22 protein-coding genes and 1 riboswitch are annotated in these 18289 nt (G+C 71.5%); of the genes, 11 read left to right on the top strand and 11 right to left on the bottom strand.

Translation table 11 applies throughout. The features are described from left to right. The first annotated feature begins 77 nt into the window (after nucleotides 1-77). Genes HNR19_RS09645 through HNR19_RS09625 form a run of 5 tightly spaced genes read left to right on the top strand, consistent with a single transcriptional unit; the run spans nucleotide 78 to nucleotide 4231 of the window. Nucleotides 78-833 (top strand): enoyl-CoA hydratase family protein, encoded by a 756-nt coding sequence (locus HNR19_RS09645; RefSeq protein ID WP_179667718.1) that lies wholly within the window; start codon nucleotides 78-80, stop codon nucleotides 831-833. Continuing rightward, a complete protein-coding gene (locus HNR19_RS09640; RefSeq protein ID WP_343047128.1) occupies nucleotides 830-1714 on the top strand; it encodes a CoA transferase subunit A in 885 nt (294 codons plus the stop codon). The genes HNR19_RS09645 and HNR19_RS09640 overlap by 4 nt, the downstream gene beginning before the upstream one ends. Then, on the top strand, nucleotides 1711-2481 hold the full coding sequence (locus HNR19_RS23480) for a CoA-transferase (protein WP_179667717.1): 771 nt from the start codon (nucleotides 1711-1713) through the stop codon (nucleotides 2479-2481). The genes HNR19_RS09640 and HNR19_RS23480 overlap by 4 nt, the downstream gene beginning before the upstream one ends. Continuing rightward, a complete protein-coding gene (locus HNR19_RS23135) occupies nucleotides 2478-3557 on the top strand; it encodes a nitronate monooxygenase (protein ID WP_179667716.1) in 1080 nt (359 codons plus the stop codon). Before HNR19_RS23480 ends, HNR19_RS23135 begins: the two co-directional genes overlap by 4 nt. Nucleotides 3558-3604: 47 nt before the next feature. Further along, nucleotides 3605-4231 (top strand): PilZ domain-containing protein, encoded by a 627-nt coding sequence (locus HNR19_RS09625; protein WP_179667715.1) that lies wholly within the window; start codon nucleotides 3605-3607, stop codon nucleotides 4229-4231. A gap of 9 nt (nucleotides 4232-4240) precedes the next feature. Here HNR19_RS09625 and HNR19_RS09620 read toward each other — a convergent pair whose 3' ends face one another. The 3 genes from HNR19_RS09620 to HNR19_RS09610 all read right to left on the bottom strand — a co-directional run bounded on the left by HNR19_RS09620 (nucleotide 4241) and on the right by HNR19_RS09610 (nucleotide 6802). After that, nucleotides 4241-4606 carry a DsrE family protein gene (locus tag HNR19_RS09620; protein WP_179667714.1) on the bottom strand — a complete coding sequence of 122 codons (366 nt, stop codon included), beginning with the start codon at nucleotides 4604-4606 and terminating at the stop codon, nucleotides 4241-4243. 124 nt (nucleotides 4607-4730) lie between these two features. After that, nucleotides 4731-5786, bottom strand: a complete 1056-nt coding sequence (locus HNR19_RS22680; RefSeq protein WP_179667713.1) for an alpha/beta fold hydrolase — start codon at nucleotides 5784-5786, stop codon at nucleotides 4731-4733. 29 nt (nucleotides 5787-5815) lie between these two features. Then, nucleotides 5816-6802 carry a GNAT family N-acetyltransferase gene (locus HNR19_RS09610; protein ID WP_179667712.1) on the bottom strand — a complete coding sequence of 329 codons (987 nt, stop codon included), beginning with the start codon at nucleotides 6800-6802 and terminating at the stop codon, nucleotides 5816-5818. 77 nt (nucleotides 6803-6879) lie between these two features. Here HNR19_RS09610 and HNR19_RS09605 point away from each other — a divergent pair, with 77 nt between their 5' ends. Together HNR19_RS09605 and HNR19_RS09600 are read left to right on the top strand one after the other, a co-directional pair. Next, nucleotides 6880-7233, top strand: a complete 354-nt coding sequence (locus HNR19_RS09605; protein WP_179667711.1) for a hypothetical protein — start codon at nucleotides 6880-6882, stop codon at nucleotides 7231-7233. 71 nt (nucleotides 7234-7304) lie between these two features. Next, complete coding sequence (locus HNR19_RS09600; RefSeq protein WP_179667710.1) at nucleotides 7305-7670, top strand: hypothetical protein; 366 nt, start codon at nucleotides 7305-7307, stop codon at nucleotides 7668-7670. Between the two features lie 9 nt (nucleotides 7671-7679). Here HNR19_RS09600 and HNR19_RS09595 read toward each other — a convergent pair whose 3' ends face one another. From HNR19_RS09595 to HNR19_RS09560, 8 genes are all read right to left on the bottom strand, one after another. Beyond that, on the bottom strand, nucleotides 7680-7994 hold the full coding sequence (locus tag HNR19_RS09595; RefSeq protein ID WP_179667709.1) for a DMT family transporter: 315 nt from the start codon (nucleotides 7992-7994) through the stop codon (nucleotides 7680-7682). An 11-nt stretch (nucleotides 7995-8005) separates the two neighbouring features. Continuing rightward, nucleotides 8006-8069: riboswitch (guanidine-III (ykkC-III) riboswitch) on the bottom strand. A 35-nt stretch (nucleotides 8070-8104) separates the two neighbouring features. Continuing rightward, the gene (locus HNR19_RS09590; protein WP_179667708.1) at nucleotides 8105-8374 is read right to left on the bottom strand and encodes a hypothetical protein; all 270 of its coding nucleotides are present in this window, start codon (nucleotides 8372-8374) and stop codon (nucleotides 8105-8107) included. Nucleotides 8375-8602: 228 nt separating this feature from the next. Further along, nucleotides 8603-9586 carry a hypothetical protein gene (locus tag HNR19_RS09585; RefSeq protein ID WP_179667707.1) on the bottom strand — a complete coding sequence of 328 codons (984 nt, stop codon included), beginning with the start codon at nucleotides 9584-9586 and terminating at the stop codon, nucleotides 8603-8605. Beyond that, nucleotides 9583-10092 carry a SigE family RNA polymerase sigma factor gene (locus HNR19_RS09580; RefSeq protein ID WP_179667706.1) on the bottom strand — a complete coding sequence of 170 codons (510 nt, stop codon included), beginning with the start codon at nucleotides 10090-10092 and terminating at the stop codon, nucleotides 9583-9585. The genes HNR19_RS09585 and HNR19_RS09580 overlap by 4 nt, the downstream gene beginning before the upstream one ends. Before the next feature lie 72 nt (nucleotides 10093-10164). Next, nucleotides 10165-11346, bottom strand: coding sequence for an acetyl-CoA C-acetyltransferase (locus tag HNR19_RS09575; protein WP_179667705.1), 1182 nt, complete (start codon nucleotides 11344-11346; stop codon nucleotides 10165-10167). Continuing rightward, complete coding sequence (locus HNR19_RS09570; protein WP_179667704.1) at nucleotides 11343-11939, bottom strand: TetR/AcrR family transcriptional regulator; 597 nt, start codon at nucleotides 11937-11939, stop codon at nucleotides 11343-11345. Before HNR19_RS09570 ends, HNR19_RS09575 begins: the two co-directional genes overlap by 4 nt. Further along, on the bottom strand, nucleotides 11932-12735 hold the full coding sequence (locus HNR19_RS09565) for an SDR family oxidoreductase (protein ID WP_179667703.1): 804 nt from the start codon (nucleotides 12733-12735) through the stop codon (nucleotides 11932-11934). Before HNR19_RS09565 ends, HNR19_RS09570 begins: the two co-directional genes overlap by 8 nt. After that, nucleotides 12736-13959: an acyl-CoA dehydrogenase family protein gene (locus HNR19_RS09560; protein ID WP_179667702.1), complete on the bottom strand. Its 1224-nt coding sequence runs from the start codon at nucleotides 13957-13959 to the stop codon at nucleotides 12736-12738. It lies immediately after the preceding gene. A 41-nt stretch (nucleotides 13960-14000) separates the two neighbouring features. On the opposite strand from HNR19_RS09560, the gene HNR19_RS09555 reads away from it, so the two are divergent. Genes HNR19_RS09555 through HNR19_RS09540 form a run of 4 tightly spaced genes read left to right on the top strand, consistent with a single transcriptional unit; the run spans nucleotide 14001 to nucleotide 18277 of the window. Next, nucleotides 14001-15503, top strand: coding sequence for a FadD3 family acyl-CoA ligase (locus tag HNR19_RS09555; protein WP_179667701.1), 1503 nt, complete (start codon nucleotides 14001-14003; stop codon nucleotides 15501-15503). After that, a complete protein-coding gene (locus HNR19_RS09550) occupies nucleotides 15493-16653 on the top strand; it encodes an acyl-CoA dehydrogenase family protein (RefSeq protein WP_179667700.1) in 1161 nt (386 codons plus the stop codon). Before HNR19_RS09555 ends, HNR19_RS09550 begins: the two co-directional genes overlap by 11 nt. Beyond that, a complete protein-coding gene (locus tag HNR19_RS09545; RefSeq protein ID WP_179667699.1) occupies nucleotides 16650-17297 on the top strand; it encodes an acyl-CoA dehydrogenase family protein in 648 nt (215 codons plus the stop codon). Before HNR19_RS09550 ends, HNR19_RS09545 begins: the two co-directional genes overlap by 4 nt. Then, nucleotides 17297-18277 carry an acyl-CoA dehydrogenase family protein gene (locus HNR19_RS09540; protein ID WP_179667698.1) on the top strand — a complete coding sequence of 327 codons (981 nt, stop codon included), beginning with the start codon at nucleotides 17297-17299 and terminating at the stop codon, nucleotides 18275-18277. The genes HNR19_RS09545 and HNR19_RS09540 overlap by 1 nt, the downstream gene beginning before the upstream one ends. Nucleotides 18278-18289: the final 12 nt, after the last annotated feature.

Here is an 18289-nt window from a genome sequence, read left to right as displayed (position 1 = left end):
CCTACCAAGCATTTGCTTGGTAGGGTCTCGATACGCCCTCGCCTAGCGGCTCGGGCTACTCGACCAACGGAGGACGGATGACAATCACCAGCGACCTGAGGCCAGACGGGATCCGCGTCATCACGATGGACGCTCCCCCGGTGAACGCGCTGACGGTGCAGGGCTGGTTCGACGTGGCGGCGGCCCTCGACGAGGCGAGCGCGGACCGGGCGACCAAGGTCGTCGTGCTGCGCGCCGAGGGGCGGGGCTTCAACGCCGGCGTCGACATCAAGGAGATGCAGAACACCACCGGCTTTGACGCACTGATCGGCGCCAACAAGGGCTGCTACGCGGCCTTCAAGGCGGTCTACGAGTGCGCGGTGCCGGTCGTCGCGGCGGTCAACGGGTTCTGCCTCGGCGGCGGGGTCGGGCTCGTGGGCAACGCCGACTGCGTGGTGGCCAGCGACGACGCCTACTTCGGCGTGCCCGAGGTCAACCAAGGCGCGCTCGGCGCCGCCACGCACATGGCGCGGCTGGTGCCGCAGCAGATGATGCGCAGGCTCTACTTCACCGCCCGCACGATCAAGGCCGCCGACCTGGTCGCGTTCGGCACGGTGCTCGAGGTGGTGCCACGCGAGGAGCTGCTCGACGCGGCGATGAAGGTGGCGGGCGAGATCGCCGCCAAGGACACCCGGGTGATCCGCGCCGCCAAGGAGGCGCTCAACGGCATCGACCCGATCGACGTCAACAAGTCCTACCGGTGGGAGCAGGGCTTCACGTTCGAGCTCAACCTGATGGGCGTCAGCGACGAGCTGCGGGACGAGTTCGCCGGTACCGAGAAGGGGAAGAAGTGAGCAACAAGCCACGCGACAAGCGGATGTCGATCGACGAGGTCGTCGGCAGCCTCGAGAGCGGGATGACGATCGGCATCGGCGGCTGGGGACCGCGGCGCAAGCCGATGGCCCTCGTCCGCGCGATCTACGGCTCCGACCTCACCGACCTCACGATCGTCAGCTGGGGCGGCGCCGACGTCGGCCTGCTGACGCGCGCAGGCAAGGTGCGCAAGCTGGTCTACGCGTTCGTCTCCCTCGACTCCGTCCCGCTGGAGCCCAACTTCCAGCGCGCTCGCCAGAACAAGCTGATCCCCGAGGTCGTCGAGCTCGACGAGGGGATGTTCCAGACCGGCCTCCGCGCGGCCGCCCAGCGGCTGCCGTTCCTCCCGATGCGCGCCGGCCTGGGCTCCGACGTCCTCGTCAACAACCCGCACCTGCGCACCGTGACGAGTCCGTACGACGACGCGGAGGAGCTGGTCGCCGTACCGGCCCTCGAGCTCGACGTCGCGCTGGTGCACCTCAACCGGGCCGACGAGCACGGCAACGCGTCCTACCTCGGCCCCGACCCCTACTTCGACGACCTCTTCGCGATGGCCGCCAAGAAGACCTACCTCTCCGTGGAGAAGGTCGTCGACACCGCGGGGCTTACCGTCGACTCGCCGGTGCAGCGTCTGCTGCTGAGCCGGATGATGGTCGACGGCGTGGTCGAGACGCCCAACGGCGCGCACTTCACGACGTGCACGCCGGACTACGAGCGCGACGAGCGCTTCCAGAAGGCGTACGCCGCAGCGGCCTCCGGCTCCGACGAGGACTGGCAGGCGTTCCACGACCGGTTCCTCTCCGGCGACGAGGCGTCGTACCAGGCCGCCGTCCAGGCGTTCGGCGAGGAGACGGACAAGTGAGCGACTACACCCGAGCCGACGTCTGTGCGGCCGCCATCGCCGACGCGTTCAAGGACGACGGCGAGATCTTCGCCAGCCCGATGGGCCTGCTCCCCACCCTCGGGGTGCGGCTCGCCAAGCTGACCACCAACCCCGACCTGGTGATCTCCGACGGGGAGTCGCTGTTCCTGGCCGGCACTCCCCCGCTCGGCAAGAAGGACGTCGTCGAGGGTTGGATCCCGTTCCGCAAGGTCTTCGACGTGGTCGCGTGGGGCAAGCGGCACGTGATGATGGGCGCCACGCAGGTCGACCGGCACGGCAACCAGAACATCTCGGCCATCGGCGACTTCGCCCAGCCGAAGCGGCAGCTGCTCGGGGTGCGCGGCGCGCCGGGCAATACGGTCAACAACCGGACGTCCTACTGGGTCCCGCGGCACTCCGCGCGCGTCTTCGTCGAGGAGGTCGACGTCGTCTCCGGCGTCGGGCCGGCCCGTGCGAAGGCCGCCGGCGCGGCCGCGAGTCGCTTCAACGACATCCACCGGATCGTCACCAACCTGGCCGTGCTCGACGTCGGCGGGCACGACGACACGGTGCGCCTGGTCTCGGTCCACCCGGGCGTGACGGTCGACGAGGTCGTCGCCGCGACCGGCTTCGAGCTGGCGCTGCCCGAGGGCGAGGTCCCGACGACGCGCGAGCCGTCGTACGCCGAGCTCGTGATCATCCGCGAGATGCTCGACCCGAAGGGGTTGCGGTTCAAGGAAGTGCCCGAGCCGGAGGCCGCGAAGTGATCGAGCAGCTCATCCGGACCCCGTTCACCGACCTCGTCGGCGTACGGCACCCGGTCGTGCAGACCGGCATGGGCTGGGTGTCCGGGCCACGGCTCGTGTCGGCGACCGCCAACGCCGGCGGGCTCGGCATCCTCGCCTCGGCGACGATGACCTTCGACGAGCTCGAGAAGGCGATCGTCGAGGTGAAGGGACGCACCGATCAGCCGTTCGGCGTCAACCTCCGCGCCGACGCCGGCGACGCAGCGGCCCGGTGCGACCTGCTGATCGACCATGGCGTGAAGGTCGCGTCGTTCGCGCTCGCACCCAAGCCCGAGCTGATCGCCCGGCTCAAGGAGCACGGCATCGTCGTGATGCCGTCGATCGGGGCGGCCAAGCACGCCAAGAAGGTCGCCGCCTGGGGCGCCGACGCGGTGATGGTGCAGGGCGGCGAGGGCGGCGGCCACACCGGCCCGGTCCCCACCACCCTGCTGCTGCCGACGGTGCTGGACGCCGTCGACATCCCCGTCGTCGCCGCGGGCGGGTTCTTCGACGGGCGCGGGCTCGCCGCCGCGCTGTCGTACGGCGCCGCGGGCGTCGGCATGGGCACCCGCTTCCTGCTGACCTCGGACTCCGCGGTGCCGGACGCTGTGAAGCGGCTCTACCTCGAGCGCGGGCTCACGGACACGGTCGTGACGGCGAAGGTCGACGGGATGCCCCACCGGATGCTGCGCACCGACCTCGTGAACGAGCTCGAGGAGACGTCAGCCGTCAAGCGGATGGGGCCGACCCTGCGCCGCACCCTCGAGTTCAAGCGCGACTCCGGCATGTCGTGGGCCGAGCTCGCGAAGGACGGCCGGGAGATGAGGAAGCAGCAGGGCCGCACGCTCGGCCAGATGGCGCTCGCGGCCAACACGCCGATGATGCTCAAGGCGGGCCTGGTCGAGGGCGACACCTCGGCCGGGGTGCTGGCCAGCGGGCAGGTCGTGGGGGTCATCGACGACCTCCCGTCGTGCGAGCAGCTGATCGACCGCGTGGTCACCCGCGCGGCCGACGAGCTGCGGCGCGGCGCGTCGTACGTCGTCGACCGGCTGCTGTAGCACTCAGGCCCGCTCAGGTCGGCCGCGCCCGTGCCGATCCGGAGGTCATGCGCGCCCCTGCCCTGCTCCAGCACGTGACCCTGGTCGCGGGCGGGGACCACGAGGCGCAGGTGCTCGACATCGAGGCGGACGCGATCGTCACGACGCTCGTCCTGTCGCGGCTCCCCGAGCACGGGGACGCAGAGGCTCAGGTCGACGCGGCGGTCGCCTGGACGGGAGACACCGGTCGCTTCACCTGCCCGGTCGTCGTCCGGCGCGCCCAGCGCGACTACGGCCCGGTCTGGCTCGCCCGGGTGGCAGGTCCGGCCGTGCGTGACCAGCGCCGGTCCCACTTCCGAGCGCCGGTGCACGTGCCCGTGGTGCTGACGTGGGACGCCGAGGACGCGGACGAGGTCACCGAGCGCCGTCTCTCGGCGGTCGCGGCCGACCTCAGCGAGGGCGGGCTGCTCGCAACGGTCGGCGGCGACGCACCTCCGGCCGGCGCCTCCGTGGGTGTGACGATCCGGCTCGACGACGAGACGCTCGGCCTCGAGGCGAGGGTCGTGCGACGGACGACGTATGACGGCGGCGGGCACGGCGTGGCGCTGGAGTTCACCGACCCGGGCCGCCACGCCGACCGGTTGCGTCGCGCGGCGTTCGACGCCGAGCGGCGGTCGGCGGCCGCTCGTCGCTGAGGAGCGCCGTCAGTAGCTGAAGCTGGTCGCGCCCTCGTCCCCGATCCACTGCCACATCGGCACGGTGCCGCCGAGCTCGGCGCCCTTGATCAGGTTCTCCGGGTCGAGTGCCTTGGCGTTGAAGCAGAGCGGGCACACGAGGTAGGTGCCGCCGGCCGCGAGGTAGCGCTCGAGCAGCTCCGGCAGCGGCGGGCAGCCGTCGCAGGCGGTGCCGACGGCAACGCCGGGCTGGGCGATCCGCACGGCCTCCTTCGTCAGGAACATCAGCGTGGGTCGGCCCTGCTCGGCGGCACCGACCGCGACGAGGAACGCGACCGTCACGCGCTCGGGGTCCTCCAGGCCGGTGGAAAGACTGATCACTGCCTTGTTGGACATGGTGTTCTCCTTCGTCTCGGGCGGCGGGATCGCCGTGTCGACGAAGCTAGGTCCGGAGGCATGCCTCCCGCGTCCGCGCGGACGCGTAAGAGGAGGAGCCGGGCTGGCGGTCGGCGCGTACGCCCTACGCGAGGACCCGCGCGACGGCGGCAGCCCGCGCCGTACGCCCCGACAGGCCCAGCTTGAGGTAGACGTTCTGGAAGTGCCGCTCCACCGTGCGCACGCTGAGGGTGAGCCGATCGGCGATCTCGGTGTTGTCGAGCCCGTCGGCAGCGAGCAGCAGGATCTCGCGCTCGCGGTCCGAGAGGTTCGACGTCGGCGGCGCGGAGCGGTCGGCCGCCAGGAAGCCCGCGACCTCCTGCCGGAAGACCCGCCAGGCGGGCTCGTCGGCGAGCAGGACGTGGTTGCGCGAGTCCAGCATGACCAGCCGCGCGTCCGGGATGGCCGACGCGAGCTCGAACCCCCAGTCCGGTGCCACCCGGTCACCGTCCGCGTGCAACACCAGGGTGGGCGCGGCGATCTCGGGCAGGATCCCGCGGACGTCGACCTGGTGCCGCGCGATGCGGCTGCACACGGCGTTCTCGGTGTTGGTCGACGTGCGCTGCAGCTCGTCCATCCACACCATCTGCTCCTCGGTGGCGTCGGGGATGAACGCGTTCGTGAAGACCCGCCGGAAGAGCGGGTCGGGCCGGGCCCAGCCCGCGCGGATCATTGCGAGGAAGGCCTCCTCCTCCACCGGGTCCTCCTGCCGCAGGCCACCGCCGGCCATGCCGCCGTACAGCACCATCCGGGTGACCCGCTCCGGGTGGGCGTGCGCGTAGGCCAGCGCGACCGGCGCGCCCCCGGACATGCCGAGGACGGCGAACCGGTCGAGCCCGGTCGCCTCCACGAGCGTCTCGAGGTCGGCGACGCGGCGCTCGAGCGAGAAGTCGGCCACCTCCCACTCCGAGAGCCCGAAGCCGCGCTCGTCGTAGCGGACGACGGTCGCGATGTCGCCGAGGTCGTCGAGGAAGTGTCGCCACACCGGGCTCTGCCAGTCGTGCTGCAGATGGCTGAGCCAGCACGAGACGATCAGCAGGGGCGGACCGGAGCCGTGGCGCGCCCAGGCGAGCCGCACGCCGTCGTCGGTGCGGCAGAACCGCACCTCCTGGGCAGGCGGTGCCTGGTGCCGGGTCGCCACCGGCTCAGGCTACTGCCGGATCGACCGGTTCAGAGGTCCTTCTGGAAGGCGAGCTCGCGACCCATGACGCGGTAGCCGAGGACCTCGTTGACACCGATCATCTGGTCGTTCGACTCCGCGTTCCACGTGTCGACCTCGGTGACCTGCGGCTCGGCCTCTGCCAGCCAGCGCAGCATGTCGGTCTTGAGCAGCAGGCCGAGCCGGTGGCCGCGGTGGCTGCGGACGACCGATGTGTCGTGCTGGTGGCTGATCTGCGGCCGCTCGGACTCCACCGCGACGACGGTCTGCCCGGCGAGCTCGCCGGTCGGCACGTGGCGGGCGACGACCCGGTAGAGGCGCTGGCCCTTGCCGGCCGTCGCCACCTCGTAGGCCTTCATGCGGTCACCGGTGAACACCTCGTCCTCGATGTCGAGGTCGTCGGTCGGCGCGTCGTTGATGGCCGATGCCATGCGCGCCAGGTCGTCGAGCTGATCGTCAGGCGTCGGCACCGGCCAGCGCTCCAGCACGTAGTCGGCTGCGTAGGGAAGCGCGGCGTCGTACCTCCTGTCGAGCTCGGCGCGGTCGATGTCGGCGAGGTACTGGCGGCGGTTGATGGCCTGGTGCTTCTTCTCGTAGCCGTGTCGGGCCGCGAAGCCGACGGCCGCCTCGGAGTCCCAGCCGTCGATGCCGCCGCTGGTGCGCCCGATCTCCTTCGCCTCCTGCTCGAGGTAGGCCAGGATCTGGCTGCCGTAGCCGCGTCGACGGTGGTCGGGGTGCACCTGCACGCCGAACCAGGCGAGGTGGAGGTTGTCGTACTCGGTCACCGAGACCGAGCCGATCCCGACGACGGTGCCGTCGAGCCGGGCGAGGTACGGCGTCGCGGGCTCGCCGTCCCAGCCGTGGCGGAACCGTCCCTCGGCCGTGGTCACGGTCCACGGGTGCTCCCACGGGGCGTCGACGGCGGCGACCGCGTTGGCCAGGGCGACCCACTCCCGGAGCGCGGCCGCGTCGTCGGGGCCGAACCGTGTGATGTCCATGACGTTCAGCATGCGCGCCCGCCTACGACGGCGCCACCGATTATCGAGGGGTGCCCGGAGCGCCGCAGAATGGAGGCATGAGCGAGCAGCCCGCGCCCCGGCGTCGGCACCTGATGGACCCGAGCCAGCCCCGCAAGGTCGCCGACCCGGAGGCGATCAGGCGGCTCGAGACCGTGCAGCGCCGCGTGCTGTCCGCGCTGATCCTGACGACGGTCGTGCACCTCACCGCCGGCTTCATCCTGGCCGCGAAGCTCGACGTCGCCGGTGACCGCACCGACGCGCAGGTCGTGCTCGTCGTGATCGGCGCGCTGTTCTGGAACGTCGGTGTCGCGGCGGTCCTGGGCATCAACAAGCGACCGCTGCTGTCGTGGTGGCACCTCACGTCGCTCCTGCCGCTCGCCGCCGGCATCTGGTGGGTCTGCTTCGCCTGACCGCTCATCGTCGCGGGCTGATCGGGTACCGCTCCTGGTCGACGGAGCACCCGAGAGCACCGGAGGCAACGATGGCTGTCACGACGTTCCAGGACCTCCCCCTCGCCGATCGCGCCCGTGAGTGGGACGGCGACGCGGCCGAGAAGCGCGTCCGCAAGTGGGCCGACGCGCAGGACGAGCCCAACGAGAAGTACCGGGACGCGCACGTCTGGTACGACGCCGACAACAAGGACAACTTCACCGCCTACAAGCTCCTCATCGCCGACGTCGTCGGGGGCGAGCTCAAGGCGGTGCCGCGCGGAGTGTTCGCCGCGGCGGGCGTCATGGAGGGCGCGCGCGGCGGCGTCGACGTACCCGACAAGGACGCCGAGCGCATCAAGAGCCACCTGGCGAAGTACTACGCCAAGCTCGACGACGACCCGCCCTGGGAAGACTGATCCCGGGGGTCAGTGCGTCAGCTTCAGGCCGACCACACAGGCGACCAAGCCGACCAGCAGCAGCACCTTGACGACACTGACCGCCTCGTCGCCGGTCACCATGCCGAACGCAACGGTCAGGGCCGCCCCGATGCCGACCCAGACGGCGTACGCCGTGCCGATGGGCAGCGTGCGCATCGCGAAGGCGAGACCGCCCATGCTGGCGGTGATCGCGACGACGAACACGATCGACGGCGTCAACCGGGTGAAGCCCTCGGTCCTGCCGAGGGCGACCGCCCAGACGGCCTCCAGGACCCCGGAGACGACGAGCACGAGCCAAGCCATGACCACTCCTCAGTGGCCGTCTTGTCGCGCTCCGGGTACGGCTCCCTCGTCCGGCGGCCGGGATCCGGCCGTGACCTCGAGGATAGAGCGGCCGGCGTGCGATGGCACGTTCAGGGAAGTGGCAGCCGGTCGCGGAGCCAGGAAACGGTGCCGCTCGTGACACCGCGCGCCTTCGGCCGCTCGGCAAGTGGTGCGACGAGCAGCGCACAGTCGTCCGAGAGCAGCCACTTGACCTCGTGGTAGACCCGCGACAGCGACTCGTCGGACTCGAGGACCAAGAGCCCGGATCCGACCTCGATCACCTCGCGCCACGGGCCGGGCGCCGCCATGACGACGTCGACCTGCTTCGGATCGCCGAGCCAGGCGAGACAGACGGCCATGACACCGAAGTGCCCGAGCGGGCATCGCTCACACCTAGGCGCGCGCGCCGATCACCAGCAGGGCGCGTCCGCCGACCCTGGTGAAGCCGAGCTCGCGGGGCCACTTCGGTCAGCAGCGCCGTGTGCGCGACGGGATCGGCCGCGAGGAAGGCGAAGGCCCGGTCGGCGAACGCCCGGACGTCGGACGTCGTCGACCAGGCCACCGCCCGATCCTCCCACCGAAGCCGGTCAGCGCACCTCGCACTCCACCGGGGTGTCGCAGTCCCTGAGCTGGTGGTCCTCGATGACCTCGCCCGCCGCGTCGTAGGCCACGATCCGTGCCAGCGTGCCCGGGACCTCGGCGAAGACGAACGACTCCTCGGTCATCAGGGTGCCCGCTTCGACCTGGCCTTCGACCCGGGTGCCGTCGGCGCTGATGAACTCGGCGCGCGCCACATCAGCACCGTCCAGGCCCGCCACCGCCAGCGTTGTCAGGTCGCCGGAGATGTAGCTCTCCTCGGCGAACACCTCCATCGGCGCCCCGTCGGTGAGGAAGTCGTCGGTCCCAAGGCCGTACTCGAAGACATACCCACTGTCGGAGTGGTCCGTCACGATCGCCGGGGAGCAAGGATCATCCGGGTCGCCGCCCCACTCCGCGCGCGGCAGCGCGCAGGCGAGGTAGCGCGGCCCGACGTCGACCGAGATCCCGGTGACGTCGCGGGTGCCGGCCCCGTAACTGCCGTCCGGCTCCGCGGCCGCACGCTCCGCCTTCTCGGTCCCCTCGTAGAGCCAGGCGGGCCACACCGAGGCTCGGTAGGTGGTGACGCCGTAGTAGTAGTGGCGCGGCAGCTCGACGGGCTGCCCAACAACCTCCACCCGCTGCGCCATGAACAGCCGGTCCTCCGGAGCCGGGATCACCACCTCACCGCTGTTGACCTGGCGAGCGCCCGGGATCTCCGCGAGTGCCCGCTCGGCGAGCGGCGAGAGCTCGGCGTCGGGGGGGACGGCGACCGTCACCGAGTCGCGAGCAGTGGACCCGTCGTCGCCGAGGAGCAGTGCGCCGCTGCCGGCGCTGCCGGCAACCACGAGCGCGGCCACACCGCCTGCCAGGGCACCGCGAACACGGCGCCGCCGGTGCCCGAGACGTCGGATCGTCACCAGGTCGGGCCGACCCGGATCGCCCGGGCCGCCGGCAAGCTGACCCTCGAGCTCGTGGATGTCGATCGTGTTCATCGGGTGCCTCCTACGGCCTCGTTCTCGGACTGGACCGACACCCGAAGCTTCTGGAGGGCGCGAGCGAGCGTGCTCTTGACCGTGCCCGGCGCGATGCGGAGCTCCTGCGCGACGTCGGCCTCGCTGAGGTCGCAGTAGTGCCGCAGCACCACGACCCTTCGCTCCTTCTCCGTCAGTCCGTCGAGGAGCCGCACGATCTGGTCACGGTCCTCCGCACGGCCGCCGTCGTCGCTCGACGGTATGGCCGCCAGCGCGCCGTCGCCGACCTCGGTGATGCGCTTCCGACGAATCCGGTCGATGTTGAGGTTGATCAGCACCCGGCGCGAGTACGCCGAGGCGTCGTTGCGACGTACCCGCCGCCACGAGGCGTAGGTGCGGACCAGCGCGGTCTGCGCGAGGTCCTCCGCAAGGTGGTGGTCGCCGGTCAGCAGGTAGCCGATCCGTCGCAACCGTGGCCAGGCCACGACGGCGAACTCGTCGAACTCGGTGTCATTCGATCCGAGCATCAGCTCTCCCCTCAGGTGTCATCCTCCACTACGCAGAGGACACCGGCGGGGTTCTGTGCCGGGTCGAGGGATTCAGCCGAGCCGCTCGATGATGGTGACGTTGGCCTGGCCGCCGCCCTCGCACATCGTCTGGAGGCCGAAGCGACCCCCGGTGCGCTCGAGCTCGTTGAGCAGGGTGGTCATCAGCCGGGTGCCGGTGGCGCCGATCGGGTGACCCAGCGCGATGCCGCCGCCGTTGACGTTGACCTTCTCGTGCGGAGCGCCGGTCTCCTTCATCCACGCGAGCACGACCGGCGCGAACGCCTCGTTGCACTCGAAGAGATCGATGTCGTCGATCGTCATCCCGGCCCTGTCCAGGGCGTGCTTGGTCGCGTTGATGGGGCCGGTGAGCATCCAGACCGGGTCGTCGCCGCGCACCGACAGGTGCACGATCCGCGCCCGCGGCGTGAGGCCGTGCTCCTCCACGGCGCGGGCCGACGCGACGAGCAGCGCGGATGACGCGTCACAGATCTGGGAGGCGACGCCCGCGGTGATGCGCCCGCCCGGCGCCAGCGGCTCGAGCCCCGCCATCTTCTCCAGCGAGGTCTCCCGCGGGCACTGGTCGGTCCCGAACACGGTGCCGTCCTCGAGCGCGAACGGCACGATCTCGCGGTCGAACCGCCCCTCCGCGATGGCGGCCTTCGCGCGCTGGTGCGACGCGAGGGCGAACTCCTCCATCTCTTCCCGGGAGAGGTCCCACTTCTCGGCGATCATCTCGGCCGAGCGGAATTGTGAGACCTCCTGGTCGCCGTACCTCTTCAGCCAGCCGGGAGACTCCGCGAACGGCGTCGTGAAGCCGTACTGCTGGCCGACGACCATCGCGGCCGAGATCGGGATGGCGCTCATGTTCTGCACGCCGCCGGCCACGACCAGGTCCTGGGTCCCGGACATCACTCCCTGTGCGGCGAAGTGCACCGCCTGCTGCGACGACCCGCACTGGCGGTCGATGGTCACGCCGGGCACGTGGTCCGGCAGTCCCGCGACGAGCCACGCCGTACGCGCGACGTCGCCGGCCTGCGAGCCGATCGTGTCGCAGCACCCGAGGATGACGTCGTCGACCGCGCCCGGGTCGATGCCCGTGCGATCGACCAGCGCGGAGATCGTGTGAGCGGCGAGGTCGGCGGAGTGGACGCCGGCGAGGGCGCCACCGCGCTTGCCGACCGGGGTGCGGACCGCGTCGACGATGTAGGCGGCGCGCGGGTCGAGGTGTTTCATGCAGATATCCCGTCGAGGAGGATGCGGACGTACTGGTCGGCGATGTCGGTGTGGCTGAGCCCTCGCCCGGGGCGGTACCACCGGACGGCGACCCACACCGTGTCGCGGATGAAGCGGTAGGTCAGGGTCACGTCGAGGTCGTCGCGGAGGACGCCGGTCCGGACGCCCTCCTCGATCAGCGTGACCCACACCTGGCGGGACTGCGCGTTGCGGTCCTTGAGATAGCCGAAGCGGTCGAACGTGCCGAGGAAGTCGGCGTCGTTCTGGTAGATCGCGACCTCGTGCGGGTGGTTCTCGATCGCCTCGAACGAGACCCGGACGGCGCGCTCGAGCTTGGTCCGCGCGTCGTCGTCGCTGGCGAGGATCGCGTCGTACTGGCCGAAGAGCTCCTCCTGGAAGGTCGAGAGGATCTCGTCGACCATGGATTCCTTGGAGTCGAAGTGGTGGTAGAGCGAGCCGGACAGGATGCCCGCAGCGTCCGCGATGTCGCGCACGGTCGTGTTGCGGAAGCCCTTGTCGGCGAAGAGCTGCGCGGCGATCGCGAGCAGCTCGGTGCGCCGGGTGCGCGCCTCGACGGTGGTCGGCTCAGGCATGCTGGCTGCTCACCGAGACGACCTCGCCGGTCAGGTACGACGAGTACCCGCTCGCGAGGAACACCATCACGTTCGCGACCTCCCACGGCGCCGCCGCCCGGCCGAACGCCTCGCGCTGCTTGAGCTCGGCGAGCAGCTCGGGCGAGGTGACCTTCTCCAAGAACGGGTGCATCGCCAGGCTGGGCGAGACCGCGTTGACCCGGATGCCGTACGGCGCCAGGTCGAGCGCGGCGCAGCGGGTGAGCGCCATGACGCCGGCCTTCGCCGCGGCGTAGTGCGCCTGCCCCTCCTGCGCGCGCCAGCCGATGACGGAGGCGTTGTTGACGATCACGCCCTGCTTGCCGGCCGCGACGAACCGCTGGCCGACGGCGCGGATGCACCGCATGGTGCCGGTCAACGTGATGTCGAGGACCTTGTTCCACTCGTCGTCGGTCATCTCCAGGATGCTCGAGGTGCCGCCCAGCCCGGCGTTGTTGATCATGACGTCGACACCGCCGAGCTCGTCGGCCACGTCGAGCAGGGCGCCCACCTGCGCCTCGTCGGTCACGTCGCAGACCAGCTGCCGCACCCGGTCGGCGCCGAACTCCTTGGCCAGAAGCTCCTCGGCCTCCGCCAGGCGTCGTGCGTGGGTGTCGCTGAAGACGACCGCCTTCGCACCCTCCTCCAGGGCACGCCGGACGACGGCCGCGCCGATGCCGGCGCCGGCGGCGGCCGTCACGACGACCACCTTTCCTGCCAGCAGGTCGTGGCCGGGGAGGTAGTCCGGCATGGGCTGCTCGGGACGGACGGCGGTCATTCAGGCCCCCTTGGGTTCGCGCGGCAGGCCGAGCACGCGCTCGGCGAGGATGTTGAGCTGGATCTCGTCGCTGCCGCCGTAGATCGTGTCGGCGCGCGAGAAGAGGAAGAGCCGCTGGTGCTCGTCGAGGTCGTAGTCGCCGGGGGTCGAGGCCGACCGAGTCAGCAGCCCCTCGGCACCGGCGACGTCCATCGCGACCTCGCCGAGCCGGCGGTGCCAGCGCGCCCAGGCGAGCTTGAAGATCGAGCCCGCTCCCCCGCCGGCGGCCGAGTCCTGGCCGCCCTCCACGAGCGCGAGCGACCGCAGTGCGAAGGAGCGGATCGCGGACAGCTCGACCTTCAGCGCGGCGAGCCGGTCGCGCACGAGCGGGTCGTCGATCGAACCGTTCTCCCGCGCCCTGGCCACCACGCCGTCGAGCTCGCGCGTGAAGCCGACGGTCTGGCCCAGCGTCGAGACGCCGCGCTCGAAGCCGAGCAGGCCCATGGCGACGCCCCACCCCCGGCCGGGCTCGCCGACCACCAGGTCCGCAGCGGTGCGGGCCCCGGTGAAGAAGACCTCGTTGAACTCCGACCCGCCGGTCAGCTGCTCGATCGGGCGGATCTCCACCCCGGGCGCGGGCTCGCCGTTCTGCCGGAGCGGCACGAGGAGGAAGCTCAGGCCGTGGTGCCGCGACGAGCCGGTCTCGGTGCGCGCGACCACGAAGCACCAGTCGGACACGTGCGCCATCGACGTCCACACCTTCTGGCCGTCGATCACCCATTGCCCACCGTCGAGCCTGGCCTTGGTCTGCACGGCCGCGAGGTCGGATCCGGCGCCGGGCTCGGAGTAGCCCTGCGCCCACAGCTCGTCGACCGCCCTGATCCTCGGCAGGAACCGCTGTTGCTGCTCCGGCGTGCCGAACGCGATCAGGGTCGGGCCGAGCAGCGTCTCGCCGAGGTGGTTGACGCCGGCCGGTGCGTCGGCGCGTGCGTACTCCTCGTGGAAGATCACCTGCTGCCACAGCGACAGGCCGCGGCCGCCGTGCTCCTCCGGCCACCCGAGCGCGGTCCATCCGTGCGCCGCCAGGTGGCGGTTCCACTCGTGGCGCTCGTCGTGGGCCTCGTGCTCGCGGCCGGGGCCGCCGAGCCCCCGCAACGCGCCCCACTCGCCGGCGAGGTTGTCCTCGAGCCAGGCGCGCACCTCTGCACGGAAGGCCGCGTCCTCGGCGCTCTCGGTCAGGTCCACGGCCTCACCATACCAAGCAAATGCTTGGTAGGCTGCCGGTCATGGCTGCTGACACGATCCCTGCACTCTTGCGGGAGGCGGCGGAGAGGTACGGCGACAAGCCGGCCTACGTGGAGGGTGACACCACCCTGACCTTCGCCGACCTGCTCGCACGGGTGCGCGAGCTCGCCGGCCGGCTGGTCGGTCACGGACTCGCGCCGCAGGAGCGGGTGGTCATCTGGGGCCCCAACAGCATCGAGTGGGTGATCGCGGCGCTCGCGACGACGTACGCCGGCGCCACCCTGGTCCCGGCCAACTCGCGCTACACCGCTCACGAGGTCGCCGACCTGGTCGACCGCACCGCGGCGACCACCGTGCTGGTGCACGACGGCTTCCTCGGCAAGTCCCAGATCGCCGACCTGCGCGCCGCCAGCCGTCTCGAGACCGTGCGCGCGATGGGCAACCTCGCACGTCTCTCGTTGGACCACCGGGGAGGGGAGCGCCACGTCCGGGAGGTCGCGGCCGACGAGGTCGAGGCGCGCGCCGACGCGGTCCTGCCGGACGACGTCGCCGACATCCTCTTCACCTCCGGCACGACCGGACGCGCCAAGGGCGCGATGAGCGCCCACCGGCAGACGATCGGCGTGGCGCGGGCCTGGGCGGAGCTCGGCGGCGTGACCGCCGACGACCGCTACCTCGTGGTCAACCCGTTCTTCCACTCGTTCGGCTACAAGATCGGCATCGTGGTCGGCCTGCTGACCGGCGCGACGCTCTACCCGGTGGCGACGTTCGACGTCGACCGCACGATGGAGCTGATCGAGCGGGAGCGGATCACGCTGCTGCCCGGAGCGCCGACGATCTACCAGTCGCTGCTCACCGCTCCCGGCCGCGCCTCGCGCGACCTCTCCAGCCTCCGGCTCGCGGTGACCGGCGCGGCGGTCGTGCCGGTCGTCCTGATCGAGCGGATGCGTGAGGAGCTCGGCATCGACCAGGTCGTGACCGCGTTCGGCATGACCGAGGCCGTCGTCGTCACCATGTGCCGCGACGGGGACCCCGCCGAGCTGGTCGCGACGACCTGCGGCCGCGCGATCCCCGGGATGGAGACGCGCATCGGCGACGGCGGCGAGCTGCTGGTGCGCGGTGATTACGTGATGCTCGGCTACCTCGACGATCCCGAGGCCACCGCCGAGGCGATCGACTCCGACGGCTGGCTGCACACCGGCGACATCGGCGAGCTGGACGAGGCCGGCAACCTTCGGATCACCGACCGCCTCAAGGACATGTACATCTCAGGCGGCTTCAACGTCTATCCCGCCGAGGTCGAGCAGGCGCTGATGCGGCTCGACGGCGTCGACGACGTCGCGGTCGTCGGTGTGCCCGACGAGCGGATGGGCGAGGTGGGCAAGGCGTTCGTCGTCGGTACGGCGACCGCGGACGAGGTGGTCGCGTTCGCGAAGGAGCGGCTCGCCAACTTCAAGGTGCCGCGACACGTCGAGCACATCGACGTGCTGCCGCGGAACCTGTCCGGCAAGGTACTGAAGACGGAGCTGCGCAGTGGATCTTGACCTGACCGATTCCGAGCGCGCCTTCCAGCAGGAGGCGCGGGAGTGGCTGGCCGCCAACGTGCCGGCAGAGCCGCTGCCCTCGCTCGACACCCCGGAGGGCTTCGTGCTCCACCAGGAGTGGGAGGCGAGGCTGGCCGCGGCGCGCTGGTCGGTCGTGTCGTGGCCCGAGGACTACCACGGCCGCGGCGCGTCACTGGTCGAGTGGGTGCTGTTCGAGGAGGAGTACTACCGCGCCGACGCTCCGCTGCGGGTCGGCCAGAACGGGATCTTCCTGCTCTCCCCGATCCTGTTCGAGCACGGCACCACGGAGCAGCAGGACCGCTTCCTCCCGTCGATGGCGACCGGGGAGAAGGTGTGGGCGCAGTGCTGGTCGGAGCCCGAGGCCGGCTCCGACCTGGCGTCCCTGAAGTCGACAGCGCGTCGCGACGACGAGCGCGGCGGCTGGGTCCTGAACGGTCAGAAGACGTGGTCGTCGCGCGCCGCGCTCGCGCACTGGGGCTTCGGCCTGTTCCGCTCCGACCCGGAGGCGGAGCGGCACCGCGGTCTGACCTACTTCCTCTTCCCGCTCGACGCCGACGGCGTCACGGTCCGCCCGATCGCGCAGCTCGACGGCGAGGCGGGGTTCGCCGAGGTCTTCTTCGACGACGTTTTCGTGCCCGACTCCGACGTGCTCGGCGCGCCCGGCGACGGGTGGCGGGTCGCGATGAGCACCGCGGGCAACGAGCGCGGACTCTCGCTGCGCTCGCCCGGCCGCTTCACGGCCGCCGCCGACAGGCTGCTCGACCTCTACGCCACCACCGCCGACGGTCCCGATCGCGAAGCCTCCACGACCGGAGTCGTCGACGCCTGGATCCGCGCCGAGGCCTACCGCCTCTACACGTGGGGCACCGTCTCCACGCTCGTCGACGGCGGCGACATCGGGCCCGCGGGCTCCGTGAACAAGGTCTGGTGGTCCGAGCTGGATGTCGCCCTCCACGAGACGGCGCTCGCGCTCCTCGGCGAGGCGGCCACCGAGGAGTCACGCTGGCTCGACGGCTATCTCTTCTCGCTGTCCGGCCCGATCTACGCGGGCACCAACGAGATCCAGCGCAACATCGTCGCCGAGCGCATCCTCGGCCTGCCCCGCGAGCCGAAGGGAGCCGGTCGATGAAGTTCGTCCTCGACGAGGAGCAGGTCGCGCTCCGCGACGCGCTCGACGGGTTGGTCGCGGGCAACCGCACGGCACCGGACCTGTGGAAGCGCCTCGACGAGATGGGGATCAACGACCTCGCCGTCGACGCCTCCCCGGTCGAGGTCGCGGTCGCGTTCGAGGTGCTCGGCAGGTACGCCGTCCCGGATGCGGTCGCGTCGACGGCGGGTGTCCCCGACGACGTCGAGCTCGCCACCGTCGCCACCGCCGCCTACCTCCTGGGCGCCGGCGAGCGGGTGCTGGCCGACTCGGTCGCCTACGCGAAGCAGCGCCGCCAGTTCGGGCGCGAGATCGGCTCCTACCAGGCGATCAAGCACCGCCTGGCCGACGTACGGATCGCTCTCGACTTCGCCCGGCCGCTCGTCTACGGCGCGGCCCTGGACATGAGCCCGCGCAGCGTCTCGGCCGCCAAGGTCAGCGCCGGCGACGCGGCGTACCTCGCCTCCCGCACGGGCCTCCAGGTCCACGGCGCCATCGGCTACACCCAGGAGCTCGAGCTGAGCGCCTGGTTCACCGCGATCCGCGAGCTCCAGTCGGCCTACGGCACCGCGGCCCAGCACCGCCGGCGCATCCTCGACTCCCTCCTCGCGGAGAGGCAGGGCTGATGGAGTTCGCCCTGAGCGAGGAGCAGGCCGAGCTCGCCTCGATCGTCCGCGCGGTCCTCGCCAAGCAGGCCGACCCGGCGGCGGTGCGTGCCGCGATCGCCGCTCCCCTGGGCTACGACGAGGCGCTCTGGGCCACGCTGTGCGAGCAGGTCGGGGTGGCTGCGCTCGCGATCCCCGAGGAGCACGACGGTGCCGGGGCGACGTTCTTCGAGACGGCTGTCGTCCTCGAGGAGCTGGGCCGGTCGCTCGCCCCGTCGCCGCTGCTGGCGACGGCCGTCGCGACGGCGGCCCTGCGGGCCGGCGGCACCGACGACGCCAAGGGCCGGCTGCTCCCTCGCATCGCGGCGGGCGAGGTGGCCACGGTCGCGCTCGAGCCCGACCAGCCGGTGCTGGACGCGGACCGGGCAGCGATCGTGCTGGCCGTCGTCGGCGACGACCTGGTCGAAGTGACGGACCCAGGCGCCACGTGGACGGAGTCGGTGGACCAGACGATCCGCGTCGGCCGACTCGCGTCGACCGACGGCGAGGTGATCGGCAGCGGATCCGCAGCGCGCGCCGCCATCCACCTCGTGTCGACGGTCGGCACCAGCGCCCTCGCGGTCGGCCTGTGCGACCGCGCGCTGCGGATGACCGTCGACTACAGCAAGGAGCGCGTCCAGTTCGGCCGGCCGATCGGATCCTTCCAGGCCCTGAAGCACCGGATGGCCGAGATGCTGGTGCGGCTCGAGCTCGCCCGGTCGGCGACCTGGGCCGCCGCCTACGCCGTCAGCCGCGGCACCGAGGACGCGGCCGACCTCGCGCGGGCCGCGGCGTCGTACGCCCTCGACGCGGCGAGCGACCTCGCCGGCGAGTGCGTCCAGCTCCACGGCGGCATCGCGATCACCTGGGAGCACGACGCCCAGCTGGTGTTCAAGCGCGCGCACGCGCTGGCACACATGGCCGGACCGCCGCACGTCCAGCGCGCGGCGGTCCGGTTGTAGCTCGATCAGCGG

Origin of the sequence: Nocardioides thalensis, assembly GCF_013410655.1 — a bacterium.
In the GTDB taxonomy this organism is placed as follows: Bacteria; Actinomycetota; Actinomycetes; order Propionibacteriales; family Nocardioidaceae; genus Nocardioides; species Nocardioides thalensis.
The sequence above is the reverse complement of the archived record's forward strand: the minus strand, read 5'-3'. Positions and strand labels throughout refer to the sequence as shown.